Annotated in this window: 14 protein-coding genes; 2 read left to right on the top strand and 12 right to left on the bottom strand. The window is 63.7% G+C overall.

The genetic code is table 11. The features are described from left to right. Positions 1-70: 70 nt before the first annotated feature. Complete coding sequence (locus tag DT069_RS19675; protein ID WP_119462029.1) at positions 71-1,018, bottom strand: LysR substrate-binding domain-containing protein; 948 nt, start codon at positions 1,016-1,018, stop codon at positions 71-73. A gap of 134 nt (positions 1,019-1,152) precedes the next feature. Here DT069_RS19675 and DT069_RS19670 point away from each other — a divergent pair, with 134 nt between their 5' ends. Next, positions 1,153-2,739, top strand: coding sequence for a zinc-binding metallopeptidase family protein (locus DT069_RS19670; protein WP_119462028.1), 1,587 nt, complete (start codon positions 1,153-1,155; stop codon positions 2,737-2,739). Here the strand turns inward: DT069_RS19670 and DT069_RS19665 are convergent. The 5 genes from DT069_RS19665 to DT069_RS19645 form a co-directional block, all read right to left on the bottom strand. Further along, on the bottom strand, positions 2,714-4,150 hold the full coding sequence (locus DT069_RS19665) for a glycosyltransferase (protein ID WP_119462027.1): 1,437 nt from the start codon (positions 4,148-4,150) through the stop codon (positions 2,714-2,716). The genes DT069_RS19670 and DT069_RS19665 overlap by 26 nt on opposite strands. Before the next feature lie 8 nt (positions 4,151-4,158). Beyond that, positions 4,159-5,229 (bottom strand): glycosyltransferase family A protein, encoded by a 1,071-nt coding sequence (locus DT069_RS19660; protein WP_162913308.1) that lies wholly within the window; start codon positions 5,227-5,229, stop codon positions 4,159-4,161. A 13-nt stretch (positions 5,230-5,242) separates the two neighbouring features. Next, on the bottom strand, positions 5,243-5,968 hold the full coding sequence (locus DT069_RS19655; RefSeq protein ID WP_162913307.1) for an FkbM family methyltransferase: 726 nt from the start codon (positions 5,966-5,968) through the stop codon (positions 5,243-5,245). 87 nt (positions 5,969-6,055) lie between these two features. Beyond that, on the bottom strand, positions 6,056-7,054 hold the full coding sequence (locus DT069_RS19650) for a class I SAM-dependent methyltransferase (RefSeq protein WP_425450397.1): 999 nt from the start codon (positions 7,052-7,054) through the stop codon (positions 6,056-6,058). A gap of 52 nt (positions 7,055-7,106) precedes the next feature. Beyond that, entirely contained in the window at positions 7,107-8,522 is a 1,416-nt protein-coding gene (locus tag DT069_RS19645; RefSeq protein WP_162913306.1) for a glycosyltransferase family 2 protein, read from the bottom strand. Positions 8,523-8,564: 42 nt separating this feature from the next. Between DT069_RS19645 and DT069_RS24725 the strand changes: the two genes are divergently transcribed. Next, a complete protein-coding gene (locus DT069_RS24725) occupies positions 8,565-9,311 on the top strand; it encodes a hypothetical protein (RefSeq protein ID WP_162913305.1) in 747 nt (248 codons plus the stop codon). Here DT069_RS24725 and DT069_RS19640 read toward each other — a convergent pair. Genes DT069_RS19640 through DT069_RS19615 form a run of 6 tightly spaced genes read right to left on the bottom strand, consistent with a single transcriptional unit; the run spans position 9,308 to position 15,565 of the window. Further along, positions 9,308-10,342 (bottom strand): glycosyltransferase, encoded by a 1,035-nt coding sequence (locus DT069_RS19640; RefSeq protein WP_119462023.1) that lies wholly within the window; start codon positions 10,340-10,342, stop codon positions 9,308-9,310. The genes DT069_RS24725 and DT069_RS19640 overlap by 4 nt on opposite strands. Beyond that, the gene (locus DT069_RS19635) at positions 10,335-11,093 is read right to left on the bottom strand and encodes a class I SAM-dependent methyltransferase (protein ID WP_119462022.1); all 759 of its coding nucleotides are present in this window, start codon (positions 11,091-11,093) and stop codon (positions 10,335-10,337) included. The genes DT069_RS19640 and DT069_RS19635 overlap by 8 nt, the downstream gene beginning before the upstream one ends. After that, entirely contained in the window at positions 11,093-12,235 is a 1,143-nt protein-coding gene (locus DT069_RS19630) for a glycosyltransferase family 4 protein (protein WP_119462021.1), read from the bottom strand. Before DT069_RS19630 ends, DT069_RS19635 begins: the two co-directional genes overlap by 1 nt. A gap of 32 nt (positions 12,236-12,267) precedes the next feature. Next, complete coding sequence (locus DT069_RS19625) at positions 12,268-13,056, bottom strand: class I SAM-dependent methyltransferase (RefSeq protein WP_119462020.1); 789 nt, start codon at positions 13,054-13,056, stop codon at positions 12,268-12,270. Next, positions 13,053-14,180, bottom strand: coding sequence for a glycosyltransferase family protein (locus tag DT069_RS19620; protein WP_119462019.1), 1,128 nt, complete (start codon positions 14,178-14,180; stop codon positions 13,053-13,055). Before DT069_RS19620 ends, DT069_RS19625 begins: the two co-directional genes overlap by 4 nt. Next, entirely contained in the window at positions 14,180-15,565 is a 1,386-nt protein-coding gene (locus DT069_RS19615; protein WP_162913304.1) for a glycosyltransferase family 4 protein, read from the bottom strand. Before DT069_RS19615 ends, DT069_RS19620 begins: the two co-directional genes overlap by 1 nt. Positions 15,566-15,573: the final 8 nt, after the last annotated feature.

The following is a 15,573-nucleotide window of genomic DNA, read 5'->3' as shown; positions in this document are numbered from 1 at the left end:
GTTAATAGCACGGTAAATTGAAACGAATTGGCCAACAATCGAATAATTTTTGCCGAAATGTGAAATGAAATTATCGTATCTGCCCGTCTCCGCCATGCTCTGAGGCAATCTCCGTGTTCCTGGGAATCGATATTCCGAGATCTTCCGACAGCTTGTCCTTGAGCCAGGTCCGGAACGCAGCGACCGCAGGCTGCTCCACGACGTCGTGCTCGGCCACGAAGTAGTAGGAGCCGGTGCCGGAGATGTTGAAGGCGAACGGCCTGATGAGCTGCCCCTGGCGCAGCGCTTGGGCGCAGATCAGGTCGTCGCCCATCGCCACGCCTTGCCCCGCCAGCGTGGCCGAGATCACGAAATGAATATCCGAGAAATAGATGCCGGAATCGGGATCGACGCTGCGCGTGCGCGCCGCGCCGAGCCAGCGCCGCCAGTCGGTCGGATCGATGAGATGGAGAAGCGTGCACCGGGCAAGGTCGTCCGGGCTGCTCAGACCGCCGGCCTTATTGAGGAGGCTCGGGCTGCAGACGGGAAAGAAATCGAGCGCGGCCACGAGCTCGACCCATCGCCCCGGCCAGTCGCCATGGCCGAACACGATGTAGATATGGGCGGCGCCGGAGGTCACATCGGCGAGATGGGCGGGCCGGATGACCTCGAGCTGGAGATCGGGATGGAGTCGGTGGAAATCGTCGATATGGCGGGAGAGCCAATAGGTGCAGAAGCCCGACACGCACGCGACGCGCAGCGTGCCCGTCAGGGATGTCGTGCCCGCCGCGCTCGGCGGCTCGCGCAGGAGGGAGAAGGCTCTTTGAATCTGGCGTGCATAGCGTCGCCCCGCCGGGGTGAGGGCGATGCCCCGGCCTTCCCGCTTGACGAGCTTGGTGCCGAGCTCGCCTTCGAGAAAGCGAAGCTGATGGCTGATCGCGCTGCGGGTGAGGTTGAGCTCGGCCGCCGCCTTCGAGACGCCGCCGAGCCGGGCGGCCGCCTCGAACGCCCTAAGCGCATTCATCGACGGCAGGTACATGGGTCGCTCCAATTATAGCCCTGGGCCGAATTGTAGAATGATATTCGCCGAACCGAGGCAATCTTTTCACTTTTCGTCAAGATCGGTTCAAGGATCAATAGACCGCAGCAAGGATCGCCAACGGAGAGGACGCGATGTCGAACGCGAAGGCTGCGGCCCTCGACTGGGTCGAAGCGAACCGGCCGGATTGGTCGGCCTGGACGCGAACCATCTGGGATTTCGGCGAGACCGCTTGGCGGGAATATCGCTCGGTCGATTTCTATGTCGACCTCCTGACCTCGGAGGGCTTCTCGGTCGAGAAGGGCTCGGGGGGCATGCCGACGGCGTTCTGCGCGGTGTGGGAGAACGGCCCGGGCCCGACGATCGGCGGCTATGCCGAATATGACGGCGTTCCGGGCAACTGCCAGGCGGCCGACACGGTGAAGCGTCCGCGCGAGGGTCTCAGTCCCCATGCCGGCGGCCACACCGATCCCCATTCTGCCCTCGGCACCGGCGCGCTCGCGGGCTTTCTCGCCGCCAAGCACGCCATGGAGAAGCATGGGCTGAAGGGGAGGCTCAAGTTCCTGGGTGAGCCGGCCGAGAAGCTGCGCGGCTCGAAGCCGATCCATGCGGCGCGGGGCTATTACGACGACCTCGACGCCGCGATCAGCTTCCACCCCTTCTACATGCTGCCCCTATGCAACACGGTGCGCTGGGACACCCATTGCGGTGCCGCCTACGCCATGGTCTACAGCTTCACCTGCGACGCGCCGGAGAGCTGGCTCGCGGCGGCCTCCGCTTCGCCGATTCCGGCCGCCCATGCCGAACCGCGCGCGCCGGGTGCCAACGATGCGGTCGTTCAGATGTATCTTTCGGGCAAGGCGCTCAAGGAGCATCTCGCTGGCACCGGCGTCTCCTGGTCGATGAGCGAGGCGATTCTCGCCATGGGGCAGGCGACGGCCGACAACATTCCCGCCGCGATGGCGCAGATTCAGTACATCATGCGCGTGCCCACGCTTGAGATGGCGGAGCACATCACGAAGGGGCTCGACCATTACGCGGACTGCGCGGCGCGGCTCGCCCATTGCTCCTGGCGACGCGACTGGGTGTCGAAGTCGCGGCCCGGCCTGGCGAACCATGTGATGGCGCGGGCAACCTATGGAAACCTCGAAGCCGTCGGCGCCCCCCGCTTCGAGGGCGAGGCGGTGCGCCTCGCCCAGGAGATGCAGCGCAGTCTGGGCCTGGAGCAGATGGAGGCTCCCTATCTGCCGGCGATCTCCGAACTGATCGCCCCCGAGGAGGCCGAGCATCGGCTTCGCCGCATCCTCCCGCCCAGCCAGACCCACTTCACCTCGGACGATTACACCGACTATTGCTGGCATGCGCCGACGGTGCGGCTGTATGTCGGCCGGCCCGCGCTCAGGCCGGCGCGTCCGGGCCATGCCTATCCCGCCTGGGTGATGAATGCGCTGGGTGGACTTTCGCCCTGCATCGATCCGATGATCGAGGTCGCTGGCAAGACCATTGCCGCGACGATCCTCGATCTGGTGACCGACGACGCTCTCCTCGCCGCGGCCAAGGCGGAGTTCATCGAACGCACCGGCGGCGGGGTCGGCGGCAGGCACTGGATTCCTCCGCTCGCGGATTACGACCCGCCGATTCACTTCCGCTGGCCGGAATATGTCACCACGGTCCGGGGACGCGAATGGGTCGTCCCTACGGCCCCATGGGACGGAGCGTAACGGAGTCCCGGGCATGTCCACGAAGAACCTCCTGATACCACGCGACGGTGTTCTCGACCTGATCGCGGAGATCGAAGCGCTCGGCGGCGTCCCGCGCCGCATTGGCGGACAGGCATGCACGCAAATCGTCGTCTGCCAGCAGTGCGAGCGCCGCGGCCGCCATTCCCGCCGCGTCTCCCGCTTGCACGAGAACGCCGGTGGCTTGATCGCGCGGTACGGCGGGACCGGCCCAGCCGCCCGGCGCGTCCGCCAGACTCCTGACCTGTTCGGAAATGCCGCCGACCGCCGTGGCGATCACCGGAACCGCTGATGCCAGCGCCTCGACGATGGTGGTCGGCAGATTGTCGGCCTTCGCGCCATGCAGATAGAGGTCGGCCGCCTGATAATAGGCAGCGACCAGTGCCGGGCTCTCCTCATAGGGCACGAAGCGGAGCTCGGCCGAGCCGAAGCGCTCGCTGGGGCCGGTGTCGCCGAGGGCGATCAGGAGCAGGGGCCTGTCGCCGCTCGCCTGGCCGCAGATCCGGACCGCTTCGCGCACCGTCTCGTAGTCCTTGAACATGTTGCGCCTTGCGGCGTTGGCGGTGAACAGGAGCATGCGCGGTTCGACGGGGAGGCCGAGACGTTGTCGCGCCGCCGCTCGATCGGCCGGCCGGAAGACCGACCGGTCGACGCCGTTGTAGATGACCCGCGACTCCGACACGCCCTCGAACAGGATGGATTCGCGGGCCCGGTCCATGAGCCACTGGGAGGGCGTGCTGACATAAAGGCGGGAGGCGGCATAGACGGCGCGCTTGGCACGCCAGTTCGCGGCCGTGGCGTCGCGCCGGACCGGCGGATAGATGTGCAGCCCCGGACAGGCGCCACAGCCGGAACGCCAACGCTCGCAGCCCATGGTGTAGGCGCAATGGCCGGTAAAGGCCCACTCGTCATGCAAGGTGAGGACGACCGGGACCGAGCGGCTGAGCCGGACGAGTTGGCGCAGGTCGAAATACCGGCCATGCAGATTGTGGCAATGAACGACGTCGGGGCGATGAGGGGGCAGGTCGAGGATCCCGGCCGTGCCGGGATAGCGGAAATGTTCACGGCCCCGAAGCCGGTCTACGGAGTAAAGCGGATTGCTCAGCAAGTTTAGTCCCTGCTGAATCCGGCGGATGCCGCGCACCCGGCTCACCAGCGGTTCGAGGGCGGCGCTCCCTTCCTGCACCAATCGCGCCCACCGGCTTTCAGCCGGATTGCCCGGAATCGCGAAGATGTCGGGGCTTTCTATATTGCGCCGGCCTACGGCCATCCATGAGCGATGACCACGGTATTTCAGGCCTTCGTGCAGGGTGAGGGCCATACGCTCGGCGCCACCGCCTTGGGCGGCGCCGCTGACGACAAGGACTTTGAGCGGAGCGACGGGATGCTGCAACGGTCGGGTCAGTCGAACGGCTTCGGTGCGGCGCGCAGTATCGCCGCTGGCAGCCGAACGGCTCCTGCATTTATGAGCCGGCGCCGGATGCGGCGCAGCCACAGATCCACGGGGTCGAGCCGCTGCACGATCCACCGTCCGAGAGCGTACCAGGGAGAGGCCAGCAGACGCTCGATGTCGGCGGTCTCGCGGAGCGAAACACCAGAGACGCCACCGGTCCTCACGTCATGAATCATGGCCTGGACTTGGTCGGGGTGAGGCCCGCTGTACCGTTCCAACCAGCTCAGGAAGTTATAGACATTGTGAACGCGGAAGGGGCGGCGTAACGACAGGAAGGCATCCTGCGCCCACTGGACGGCGCCCGCGCGCATCGCCCATTCGGCATTGGCGTAGTAATCGCATTTCTCGATGACCTGCTTGGGCAGCAGCAACGAGTAGTGATAGAGATGAATGCCGCGGGCCGCCAAGGTTTCGCCCTTTATCCAGTGCAGGTCGCGCAGGTTGCGGCCCTGATCGTCGAGGACGGTGGGCGGACGATGAGTCGCATAGCTGTAGCCGTGCCCCCACTTGAACAGCCGGTGATAGTAGGTCGCGCCGCGGCGAAGATACCAACCGTCCACCCTGTAGTCGAGCCCGCCCCAGAACGTGATCTGCTTGAATGTGACGGCGGTGATGGTCGGGTCATCGCGGAGCATGGCGAGAACCCGCGCCATCTCCTCGGCGCGGTAGAACTCATCCATGTCGACCTGCCATAGATAGTCGCCGGTGGCGCGCTTGGCGTAAGCTTGACTCTGTTCGTCCTTTTCGCCCGGCCAGAAGCCGTTCGGGTGGCCCTCATCCTCGGCGGTGACGATCGTCACCTTGTTCTCGGGGTCCTCCTCGGCCTTGAAGCGGCGCAGGATATCCAGCGTGCCATCGCGCGAATGCCCATCACTGGAGGCGACGTTCTGCGCGCCCGGTGCCGCGCCTTCGGCGACGATAATCTCATGCGCGAATGGGTAGAGCGCGCGCAGGGTGTAGCGGGTGAAGGGCTCGCCGTTGAGGACGATGATGCCGAAGGTAACGCGGGGCAGAGACATATCGGCGCCGGACTCAGTGCCGGGATGCGGCGCCGGCCGCCGCAAGCGCCTCGTCCGTGACGAAAGTGAAGTTCCAGCCGTCGAGGGCCACCAGCTTGTATCCGGAATCGAGGACGCGGCCGATGGTCTTCCGGAAGCGGAAGGGCGGTACAGGCTGATCGATCTCCATACACAGAACCGTCGGGTGGATCCGCTGCTTCAGCATCGACCGGACGACTTCGTGTTCGGCGCCCTCTATGTCGACTTTCAGCAGATCGATCCGTCGATGCTCGAGCTCTGCCATCAGAGACGGCAGGCTACGGCATTTTGCCTCAAAATAGTCGCTGGTCTCCTGAAGGTTCAGAATGGAATGCGACACATGCGCCGGATCGCGCGGTGCGAAGAACCTGAGCGCCTTATCCTCGGACCATAGGCCGACCGGCAGGAAGTGGAAGAGCGAGATGTCGGCGGCCTGCTGCTCGACATGCGCGACGGCGCGCGGCGTCGGGTCGAAGGCGAACACGCGGCAGCCGAAGCGTGCGATGAGCCCCAGATCGAAGGTGATGTCCTCGCCGACTCCGCCGCAATAGCAGATCCAGTCCGGCCGTATCAAATTGGTGGGGACCGTCCATCCGCCATAGCCGCTGCCGATCTTCTCGAGCGCCAACCCGTGATCCGTGACGATCTTCCGGGAAAATCTGCGCCGGACAAGGCTTCGGAGCTTGCCTTCCAGGCTCTTCCTGAATGTGTTCAGCGTCATTCCCCTATCTTTCGTCGCCATTATCGTTGGCGGTCCCCCGATCGAGACATCTTCGATGTCGAGGCCGCTCTCCTCGAGCGAGTTCTCCTACGCCGACAGAATATAAGGATTTCTCGGCAAGTCCCTGATGAGCCATCCCTGTTCCGAGAGGCATTTCCTAGTCTGTGGATCAGGCTCTCGCTTGAACAGAATCGCCATGAGAAGCGCGGTGCTGGAGCGCCCGGTTCGCGCACGGGCATCAGCGGCTGTCACTTGCCTCTTGATCTCGCGAAAGATCAGCGAGGTTTCATCCGCGGGCTCGAATTCGCAGCCCTTCACGTAATGGTCGTTCAGGCCCTTCAGGGCAATCGCCGGAAGATTCGCTCCCAAGGCCGCCTTTTCGATCTCCCGCGATGACACTGTGTATACGTAATTGCCGGAATCCTCATAAGCCGGCTGGTTCCCAAGCTTGTAAAGTGCGGATGGGACAACTTGCACACCGCTTCCGTAGCCTAGGCGGGCGGCCAGCCAGCGAACGAGCGCTTTAAGCATCTGCCTCGGGCCAGCGAGCAGCGACGTCGGTCCGTCGACGGCCTGATCGCGCGGCTCGACCAGGATCACCGCCTCGCGGCATGCTCGGATCATCTCGAACAGAGCGACAGGTGCCCGTGGGAAATGGTGATAGCTTTCCTTGCAGAAGACGATGTCGAAGCTGTCGTCTGGGAAGGACAGGTTTTCGGCGTTCTCCACGCGATAATCATCGATTAGATCGCGCTCCTTGGCCTTCTTGAGCAGGGCGTCGCCGATATCCGTCGGTAGAACATTTTCGAAGCCAAGCTTCCGGATGCGGATTGCATCAAGCCCGAAGCGGCCGTCTCCGATCGTCAGCCAAGAGAGGTCGGGCCGGTGTGTGAAGCACTGCACCGGCTCGTACATTCGTTCATGCCGCCAATAGTCGGCGGTGTCGGTTCGAAACCAACTGTCATGCACCGGTTGTCGCTCGCGATTACGACTGTCCTTCACCCAGTGGTTTGTGTGGCTAAGATGGATGTCTTGGTATGTCATCCCCGATTGCACTCCGGTCGTGTTTCCGTCTCCGATCTCCACAGCATGACAGGCCCCCGGCTTGAGGCCGAACCGGAGCCGGAAGGGCGAAAGTTCATTGCTGAGCCTCCTCGGATACTTTGTCCTGCGCTTTGCTTGGCACCGGTCTGCCGGTCGTCATCTTTGATGAACCCAGCGTCAGATCGAGCCCAACGCGAACGGCATGAGCAACGAGGGGCAGGATTTCCTCGATGTAGCTGTTTCGCCAGTACGGATACAGAGCACGATTTCGCACGAAGACCCGGTACAGAGCCAGACGGAAAGCTCGACCGGCGAATTGGGCAACCTCGAGCGCAAGGCTTGCCGCTTCGCCGGAAGATCTGTGGCGAACCGGTAGGTCTTTTGCTGTGATCCGCTTGCCATACCACGAGAAACGAGTTGCCTGGACTCTATGCGTCAAGAATTTCCGGATCCGCGTCTTTTCGGGGCGGACCAGGTGCGTGACTGTCAGGGCCGGGTCGATGATGATGCGCGGATCGGTCTCCCTGGATCGGATGAGCTGCTGCAGCGCGACCTCTTCGCCGAACCCCATCCGCTCTCCCTGCATGCCGAGATCCGGCCGGAAGCCGCCATGACGCCGAATCAGGTCACGGCGAATGAACATGTTGCCGCCGCTGAGATATTCGCTCTGACCGAGTGTGCGGCGGACGGCTCCAAAAGCGTATGTTGACAGATAGGTCGGCCGGAACCAGTCCGGCTTCGGGCCGTCGAACGCGGAGACATAGGGGCCGCCGAACATATGGGGATCGTATGCATTCACGATATCGGCGGCGGCCTTCAGCCAGTTTGCCGGCATGCGGCACTCGTCGTCGACGTAAGCAACGAAGCGCCCGCGTGCGTTTCGCCATCCGGCATTGCGGGCATGCGACAAACCTTGCGCCGGTTCAAAGAGATAGGACAGGTTCGACGTATGGGCGGCGAATCCATCGACAACCTGCCTCGTGCGGTCTGTCGAATTGTTGTCGACGACGATGATTTCGTAACTGCCTCGGTCGAATTTCTGTTTGCAGAGACTATTGAGGCAGGGAGGCAGCATATCCGCCCGGTTGTAGGTGCAGATGACGACGCTGAACAGCAAACCGTCATGCTCGGTGTCCGCTCTCGCCACCTCAGCCGGCATCGATGCCACATCCGCAAAAAGCGTGTCGACCTGATGCCGATCTTCCGATCCTCCTGCGGCCTTCGGACTTGCCGGCACTTCGCCCTTGCTGGGCGCCGCCAGTCGCTCCCGTGCCTTTAGCCATTTGACAACCAACCAGTGTGCCACGAAGAGGATCGGCTTTATGGCGAAGATGAACTGACACCAAGCACGCCAAAGGCGGCTCCGGCGCCGGTCCTCGGGCAGGATCTGCCAGCCGTCCGTGCCGACGAATTTGCCCCGGGGTCGAAAGGCGCCAGCCGTTTCCGTATAGGCAATCCGCGTTGTGGTGAGGAGCCGCCACCAGGCGTGCAGTAGGCCGCTTCGGCGCAAACCCCCGCGGGTAAGCCGCCAAGCCGCATTGTCGATCGTATAGTGGCGTTCCTGAAAGCCCGGCGCCAGCGCGCGCGCGATGCGCCTGTTACGGTTCGCCTCAGGTCCCTCACGACCAACACCCTGCGGAACATGGGCATAATCGTGGTTCTGATGGACTATCGTGATCGACGGCGTTCCGTCGATGATCCGATAGCCTTCCTGCTCGGCATGGTGAATCAGCCAGTTGTCCCAACCCGGCCGGCCGATCGCGAAATCCGGGATCGCCGCGAGTTGACCGCGCGGGTAGATGAAGTAGTCGATGCCGGTCGGCGGGTGCCGGACGCCCCTGGCGGCGACGACTTGCCGCAATTCCATTTCCCAAATGTTCCGGAAGGCGAGCGGCCTCGTCACGTCGAGATTCCAGCGCCGTCCGATCAGCAGGAACCGTTCGCCAAAGGCATCGCGATGCCGTGCGATCTGCTCGGTCAGGTCGGAAAACAGGATGATGTCGGCATTTATGTAGCAGAAGAGGTCGTTGCGCCCGATCTCTTGCGCCCGCCGGAACATATCGCTGAGCAACGGGGTGCCGAACTCGGTGCACGTCACGTCCGGCACATGGATGAAGCCCAATCGCCCGGCCACCTCGGCCGTGCCCGGGTCATTGCCGAAGAGGATGACTTCGGCGCGGGGGTACAGCCTCGTCCAGCTGAGCATCGCGTTGCGCTGGATGACGCCGGCATGGCCGGTGAACGGTTTCGGAGAGGTGAAGATTGTAAGCATCTGCTGAGGTCGAGCGGAGGGCGTTAGCGCGGCATGTCTGCGCGAACGGCGTTGCGGAGCCTGAATGGAAGGTGGGAGCGGAGCCAGTCCCACAAGGCGCCATCGCCGCGCAGAAACCTGGCCCTTCGCGCCAGGATCACCATTGGAAGTCCGAGAGCGCGGGCGAAGCGCACCTGTAGCGCCCGACGCAAAGTCGCGAGCTCATCGTCGCCGATCCGTTCAGCGGCGGCCAGACGGTCCAGCAGATCGAAGAATATCGCGACATCGCGCAGGTCTCGCCGCGAGAGATCGTCCGGCAGCCGCTGGAACCACGATCGCAGCCGGCGGACATCCAACGCCCCCATGCGGTCCTCCCCGAGCAGGCGCGCGATCTGCCGCCGGGCGATCTCGTCCGCCACGGCTTGTTGTTCGGCAAAGCGGGTCGAGGTGATCGCGTCACCGTGAACGCGATGCTCCAGCAGCGGGTCGGGAAGGTTGGCGCCGCGGCCCGACTGGAGAAGCCTCTGCCAGAGCTCGTAGTCCTGCGCGAATGGCAGGGTTTCGTCGTAACCCGATCCGTGTCGCCCAGTTGCCTCGGCCCGGAACATTACCGAGCTGTGGCAGAAGGCGTTGTGGAACAGCATGTGCCACCGGATGGCGCCATCGGTCGCAGGCGGGCGGTGGATTGCGTCGATACCACGGGCCTCATCGAAGGCGCGGTAGGCGGTTCCGATGAGCGCCACTTCGGGATGCTCACCGAGCCATCGAACCTGTTTTTCCAGGCGCTGCGGCAGGGAACGGTCATCAGCGTCCTGGCGGGCGATGTACGCGCCCCGGCAAGCGGCGAGTCCCCGGTTGAGCGAGGCGGTGAGTCCAATGTTGCGGCGATTCGTCAGGATGCGGATGCGTGAGTCTGCGTGGGACGCAAGAATGGCCGGCGTCGCATCCGTCGAGCCGTCATCGATGATAATGAATTCGAAATCGGTGAAGGTCTGCCTGAGAATGCTCTCCACGGCCTCATGCAGATGCGCTTCCGCATTGTAGGCACTCATCAGCACTGAAACCTGGGGCTCAGCCATTCGGTACAGCCTCGGCCCAGATTTCGCCCCATCGAATCTCGTGATAGGTCAGCCGCAAGCCGGCCTCCCGCAATTCTCCCACGAACGCCTCATATGTGTACTCGACCTTGTGGTCCTGGTCGAGGCGCCACTCCAGGCCCAGCTCCTTCTTCAGCGGAACTCGCCAGTCCCGTTCGAATAGCGGCACCCTGATCAGGAAGCGGTCGGGGAGGGCCGCCGCCCGGACGCGGCGCAGGAAGTCGGGTCGTTCATGCAGGTGCTCAAGCACGTTGGAGAGCACCACCACGTTGAAGGGGCCATCCTCCATCTGCCGGGTCGCATCGGCGATCTTGTAGGTCACGCGAGGATGGGCGAAGCGTTGCGTCGCAATCTCGATGTTGCGGGGAACGAGATCAACGGCCGTGACGATGGCGTCCGACCGCTCGGCGATTTCGTAAGCGAGCTTGCCGAGGCCACAGCCGATATCGAGTACACGCTCGCCGGAGGCGATACGGTCGACGAAGAAATCGTGATAGCGCATGTGGCGGTGCTTCGTGTGCAGTCCGCCGCCATAAGCCACGGATAATCGCCCTTCAATCGGGTAAAGCGCGGCCTCCAGCCCCAAGACGAAACGAAGCGCCTCGTCGGGCGGCAGGCGTGCCGCGCGGGCCTGCACGATGCCAAGCAGGACTTCTTGCAGGCGATTGCCTGCCATCCGCTCGATCCGGCGCGGCAGCGCGGTCCAAACCCATCGCGTTAACCGGCCGAACATTATTTGCCCTTTCCTGCCTGGAGCAGTTCCTCGTAGAGCTCACTTTCGCGACTCACGATGCGGTCGAGCGCGTAATGGGCCAGCACATCCTGCCGTGCCTGATGACCGAGCCGTTCTCGTAGCGGAGCATCATTCAGCAGACGCGTCACGGCAGCCCGCAAGCCCGCAGCATCGGTTGGACACAGCAAGCCGTTCTCCTCATGGCGGATTACGTCGCGAATGCCGGGCACGTTGGTTCCGACAACCGCCCGCCCACACGCCATGGCCTCGATCAGCGCTTTGGGATGGCCTTCGTAATGCGATGGCAGGACGAAAATCGCACCGCCGTTGATCATCTCCGGGAGTTTCTTGTGAGGAACCGATCCTAGAAGGGTCAGGGGCAGGTTCAACTCGGCCGCTGCCCGGATAACCTCCTCCTTCTGATCACCAGCTCCGGCAATCGCCAGTTCGAGGCCAGGTAGTCCGGCCAAGGCGGTAACGAGCGTGAGGAGGTTCTTCTCCACGCCAAGCCGCCCCACATAGATGATCCGCCGTTCGCCGGTTCCGCTAACGGGGCGAGGGGCAAACTGTGTGGTATCGACATAGTTGGGAATGACGTCGACTTTGGCCGGATCGAGCCGGTAGCGCTCGATCACCATCGCACGGATCTGCTGTGTCGTTACCACGGCCCGGTCTGCGCCGGCAAAGGCGGCCTGCTCTTCCTCGCGTGCGCGTTTGGCGGTGGCCGATTCCGGGTCGTTCCTCTGCTCGACGACAAAGGAGTGCAGGTAGCCGCACCTCGCCACGAAGCGGGCGCCGGCGGCACGGGCCACGTCCAGCGCCAAGCGGGCACCCGGCATCTGGTTCGTCTTAACGATGGTCGGCCGGCGCAAGGTACGGGCCCAGCCATGCACCAGAAAGCGCTCGTACCAAGCGTTCGTCAAACCGAGGCGATTGCAGACGACCTTGATGCCGTCCAGGCGCTTGCGGTAGTCGAGGTCGCGACGGTCGCCGTAGGTGACCAGAGTCAATCGTCCGACCTGCGGCCGCAGCTCGCGGTAGAGTTGCACCTCCCGATCGAAGGAGCCACTGGCGTCCCACGCGGCCAGGGACATTCCGCGGGTCATGAACAGGACGAGATGGGTGGAGCGGAGCGAAGTCATGGAGCGGTGCAGGTTGGATGGGTGGCGCCAGATCAGGAGCGCCGCATGACGTAGTACGCCATGTGATAGCTCGGCGCCAGAACGCGATTCAGGAGGCGCTTCATTCGTGCCGCAGTCGGTCCTGGCGTATCATAGAGCCGCTGCAGCGGCCCCTTGATGAAGGGGACCTCGTCCTTGAGACCCTTGATGCCGTCCATCCCGCTCCTGTGGACGAGCTTGAAGCCCCGCTTCTCGAAGCGGGCAGTGACGCGCGCTGGGTCGAGCGCGAACTGATAGAAGCTGTCGATCCGCCCCGGCGTCTCCTCGTAACGTGCATACAGGCCGAGCCGCGCCTTCAGGCGCCGCAGCGGCGACATGGCCGGGACCGTCATGAACAGATAGCCGCCCGGCCGCAGCACGCGCCACATTTCCTCGAGAATGGGATCGAAGCCGTCATAGAAATGCTCGATGACGCCGAGCGACCAGTATCCGTCGAAGGATGCGTCCGAGAAAGAGAGGCGCCGCACATCCTCCACCTGGACGTTGAGTTCCGGCGCAGCATCGTTTACCGCTGCCACCGTCCGCTCGGCGAAATCGACGCCAACGGCTTGAAAACCGGCCTTGTACAGTCCCCAGACCGTATTGGCCTGCCCGCAGCCGCCCTCCAGCACCCGCGCCCCTTGGGCAAGATATCGCATCGTCTCGCGCACGACGAAGCCGTTGCCCCGCTCGATGCGCTGGCGCAGTTTCTCGCTCTGCCAGTGGTCGTCCCAGAACGCGGAAGAGGCGGCCTGCTCGACGAAGACCAGGCGATTCTCGGTCTTGTCGTAAAACCTTGTCATGAAGTGCTGACACCCGGAAGGAATAGACGCCACAAAGCCGCCGTCCGGCCTGCTCGCGGATCAGCCGGCGGGTCGGTGCTGTCGAAGAGCGCTTCGGCATCACTGAGCGCCGCGGGTGCCTCGCGTGCTGGCGGCAAAGTGCGGCAGAAGGCGACGAACCGATGGTTCAACGCTGCGATCGAGTAGTGCTCCAGGTAGGTGGCGCGCAACGCCTGGCCCATCTCCCGGCGCCTCTGTGGATCTTCGCAGAGGGTCCGAAGGGCCTGATACCAACTGAATGCATCATGGACGAGATAGCCGTTTTCGCCGTTTCGGATGATCTGTGCGGCGGACGGAAACATATCGGCGATCACGGGTATGCCATGCTGTGCGAAAGTCAGGATGCGGCCCGCATTGCTGGTCGCCTTGTAGCGGACCAGATACTCGCTCGGATGCGCGCCGAAGGCGTCATCATACGGTGCCGTGCTCCGCAGCGCCTCGCGTCGCCGGTGCATCGGCGTGAGGTTCGGCACGATACCGATATCGGCTTGTGCAAGTTCCCGTTCGTATACGCGATCATGCCAATCGATGGTGCGCACCCGAACGGATCGCCCGGGGAGGAATTTCTTAGGTATCGGAGATAGGGCCCGGACATTGTAGATGACGTGAAGCTCCAGCGGCACGTCTTGCGCTAGCTCTTCGAGCGCTCGGGTCACATGAGGGAACATGGAGGTCGCGTGCGCGCGGTTGCCATGATAGGTGACGATCACCGGCTTCTCGGCCGCGGGCGCCCACGTCTGCTGCCTGGCCTCGGGAAAGATCGGGTACTCGAAGATGTTCGAGAAGTAGCGCGCGGCCATGGCGCTCATCTCGGGGCCATTGGAAACGAGAAAGTCCGCGCCGCGAGCTGCTTCGAGCGTTCCAGGCCGAATATCAATCACGCCGATCTTTGCCGCCGGGTTGGCGGCCTGGGCCTCGCGTATCCTCGGGTCGTAGCCCATGAACAAGACCACGTCGAAGTTCTCGTAGTCCTGGCGGAAGGCGGTGAAGGTGACGCCGTCGATCTCGTCCAGGCGGCGGAGGTTCTCCAGGTTGATAAGCGTCGAGACCGCCTGTGTTCGCTCGGTCGTGAGCAGAATGCGCATCACGGCCTCTTCGGCAAATCGCGTGAAGCCGCAGTGGCGACCTCGGCCTTGGCGGAAAGGTCGGTCATGAGCTTGCGATAAATGTTCAGCACGGCCCTAACGTTCGCGCCGCTGTCGAAACGACCGAGGGCCTTGACGCGGCCATGCTTCCCGAACTCGCGGGCGCGGGAAGGGTTCTGCGCGATGAATGTGAAGGCCGCAGCCAGCGCCTCCGGCGCGTCACGCGGGACGAGAAGGCCATCCTCGCCGTTCGCGATCTCGGATCGCATGACCGGCGTGTCGAATGCCACGACCGGCTTCTCCATCGCCCACGCCTCATAGACGGGGCGGGCGAAGTGGGGAATGGTTCCGGCGAAGACGAGAGCGTCGCAGGCCGCGATCAGAGGCGCAACGTCGTCGACATGACCGACTTGATGGAGCCGGCTTTCGACACCGGCGCATTCGGCTTTCACGCGCTCGGGATAGCGCCAGGTCTGCGTCGCCCGCCAGCCGATTCGAACCGCCAGGTTCTCAAGCCGCCATCGGAGCCGCATGGGCATCGTCGGGCGTATCGGCTGTCTCGGCAGGTGGTCGCCGGCAACCACGAGATGGAATCGGTCGGGCAATGCCTTCAACGCTCTAATGAGCTGCCACGCGCCCTTGCGATAGGAAAAGCCGCCGAGGCTCAGGATCACGAAAGCGTCGTCGGGAATTCCGTGGGACTTGCGCGCTGCCTGCCCATCGTGACGTTCCGGCGCGAAGCGATCCAAATTGACCGCGTTGTAGACGACGTTGACCTTGCCCTCGCGGTCACTGCCGAGGCTCGCCGCATCTTGTGGGCTGATGGCGATGACGGCGTCGGCGGTGCGACGCAGGAAGGAGCCATAAAGGTGCTTGCGAGGATTCCAAGCCCTCCCATGCAAGGTCTCGCGAACATGCCAGACGAGTGGGATGCCGGCGCGCCGTGCCGCGATGGCGGACGTCCACAGAGTGGCGGAGTTCAAATGCACGATATCCGGCCGATGGCGACGCAACCAGGCCACCTCGCGGGCGATCGTTGCCCGGGCGGCCATCAGCTGGCGTAGCAACAGGCCGAGTGCGCTGGCCTGGAAAAGCGGGCTCCAGCCGATGAGCTTCTTGCCGGTCAGGACCGGGGTTTCGATGTACTTGTCGACTTGCGCCCCTTCGATCTGTGCGAAATAAGGCATCATAGGGCTGAAGACGCACCAGATCCGCCGCTCGGTCCGCGGGGCCTGGCGTCCGATCTCCTCGACCAGAATGCGCAAGCTTGTCGGCGCGCCGCCCGGAACCTGCCCGTGATGGATATAGGCCACCACTGCCGGCAGCGGTCCGGTTTCCTCCGGTCTAAGGGGCTCCGTCGTCGCGACGGCTTGGGTCTCGGCCATCGATGGAC

Origin of the sequence: Virgifigura deserti (assembly GCA_003576685.1) — a bacterium.
In the GTDB taxonomy this organism is placed as follows: domain Bacteria; phylum Pseudomonadota; class Alphaproteobacteria; order Dongiales; family Dongiaceae; genus Virgifigura; species Virgifigura deserti.
The sequence above is the reverse complement of the archived record's forward strand: the minus strand, read 5'-3'. Positions and strand labels throughout refer to the sequence as shown.

Bases quoted from the DNA above. Each gene is read 5' to 3' on its own strand.
- DT069_RS19630 (WP_119462021.1), bottom strand. From the start codon at position 12,235: ATGACTTCGCTCCGCTCCACCCATCTCGTCCTGTTCATGACCCGCGGA.
- DT069_RS19615 (WP_162913304.1), bottom strand. From the start codon at position 15,565: ATGGCCGAGACCCAAGCCGTCGCGACGACGGAGCCCCTTAGACCGGAG.
- DT069_RS19655 (WP_162913307.1), bottom strand. From the start codon at position 5,968: ATGACGCTGAACACATTCAGGAAGAGCCTGGAAGGCAAGCTCCGAAGC.
- DT069_RS19670 (WP_119462028.1), top strand. From the start codon at position 1,153: ATGTCGAACGCGAAGGCTGCGGCCCTCGACTGGGTCGAAGCGAACCGG.
- DT069_RS19635 (WP_119462022.1), bottom strand. From the start codon at position 11,093: ATGTTCGGCCGGTTAACGCGATGGGTTTGGACCGCGCTGCCGCGCCGG.
- DT069_RS19625 (WP_119462020.1), bottom strand. From the start codon at position 13,056: ATGACAAGGTTTTACGACAAGACCGAGAATCGCCTGGTCTTCGTCGAG.
- DT069_RS19620 (WP_119462019.1), bottom strand. From the start codon at position 14,180: ATGCGCATTCTGCTCACGACCGAGCGAACACAGGCGGTCTCGACGCTT.
- DT069_RS19640 (WP_119462023.1), bottom strand. From the start codon at position 10,342: ATGGCTGAGCCCCAGGTTTCAGTGCTGATGAGTGCCTACAATGCGGAA.
- DT069_RS19660 (WP_162913308.1), bottom strand. From the start codon at position 5,229: ATGTCTCTGCCCCGCGTTACCTTCGGCATCATCGTCCTCAACGGCGAG.
- DT069_RS19675 (WP_119462029.1), bottom strand. From the start codon at position 1,018: ATGTACCTGCCGTCGATGAATGCGCTTAGGGCGTTCGAGGCGGCCGCC.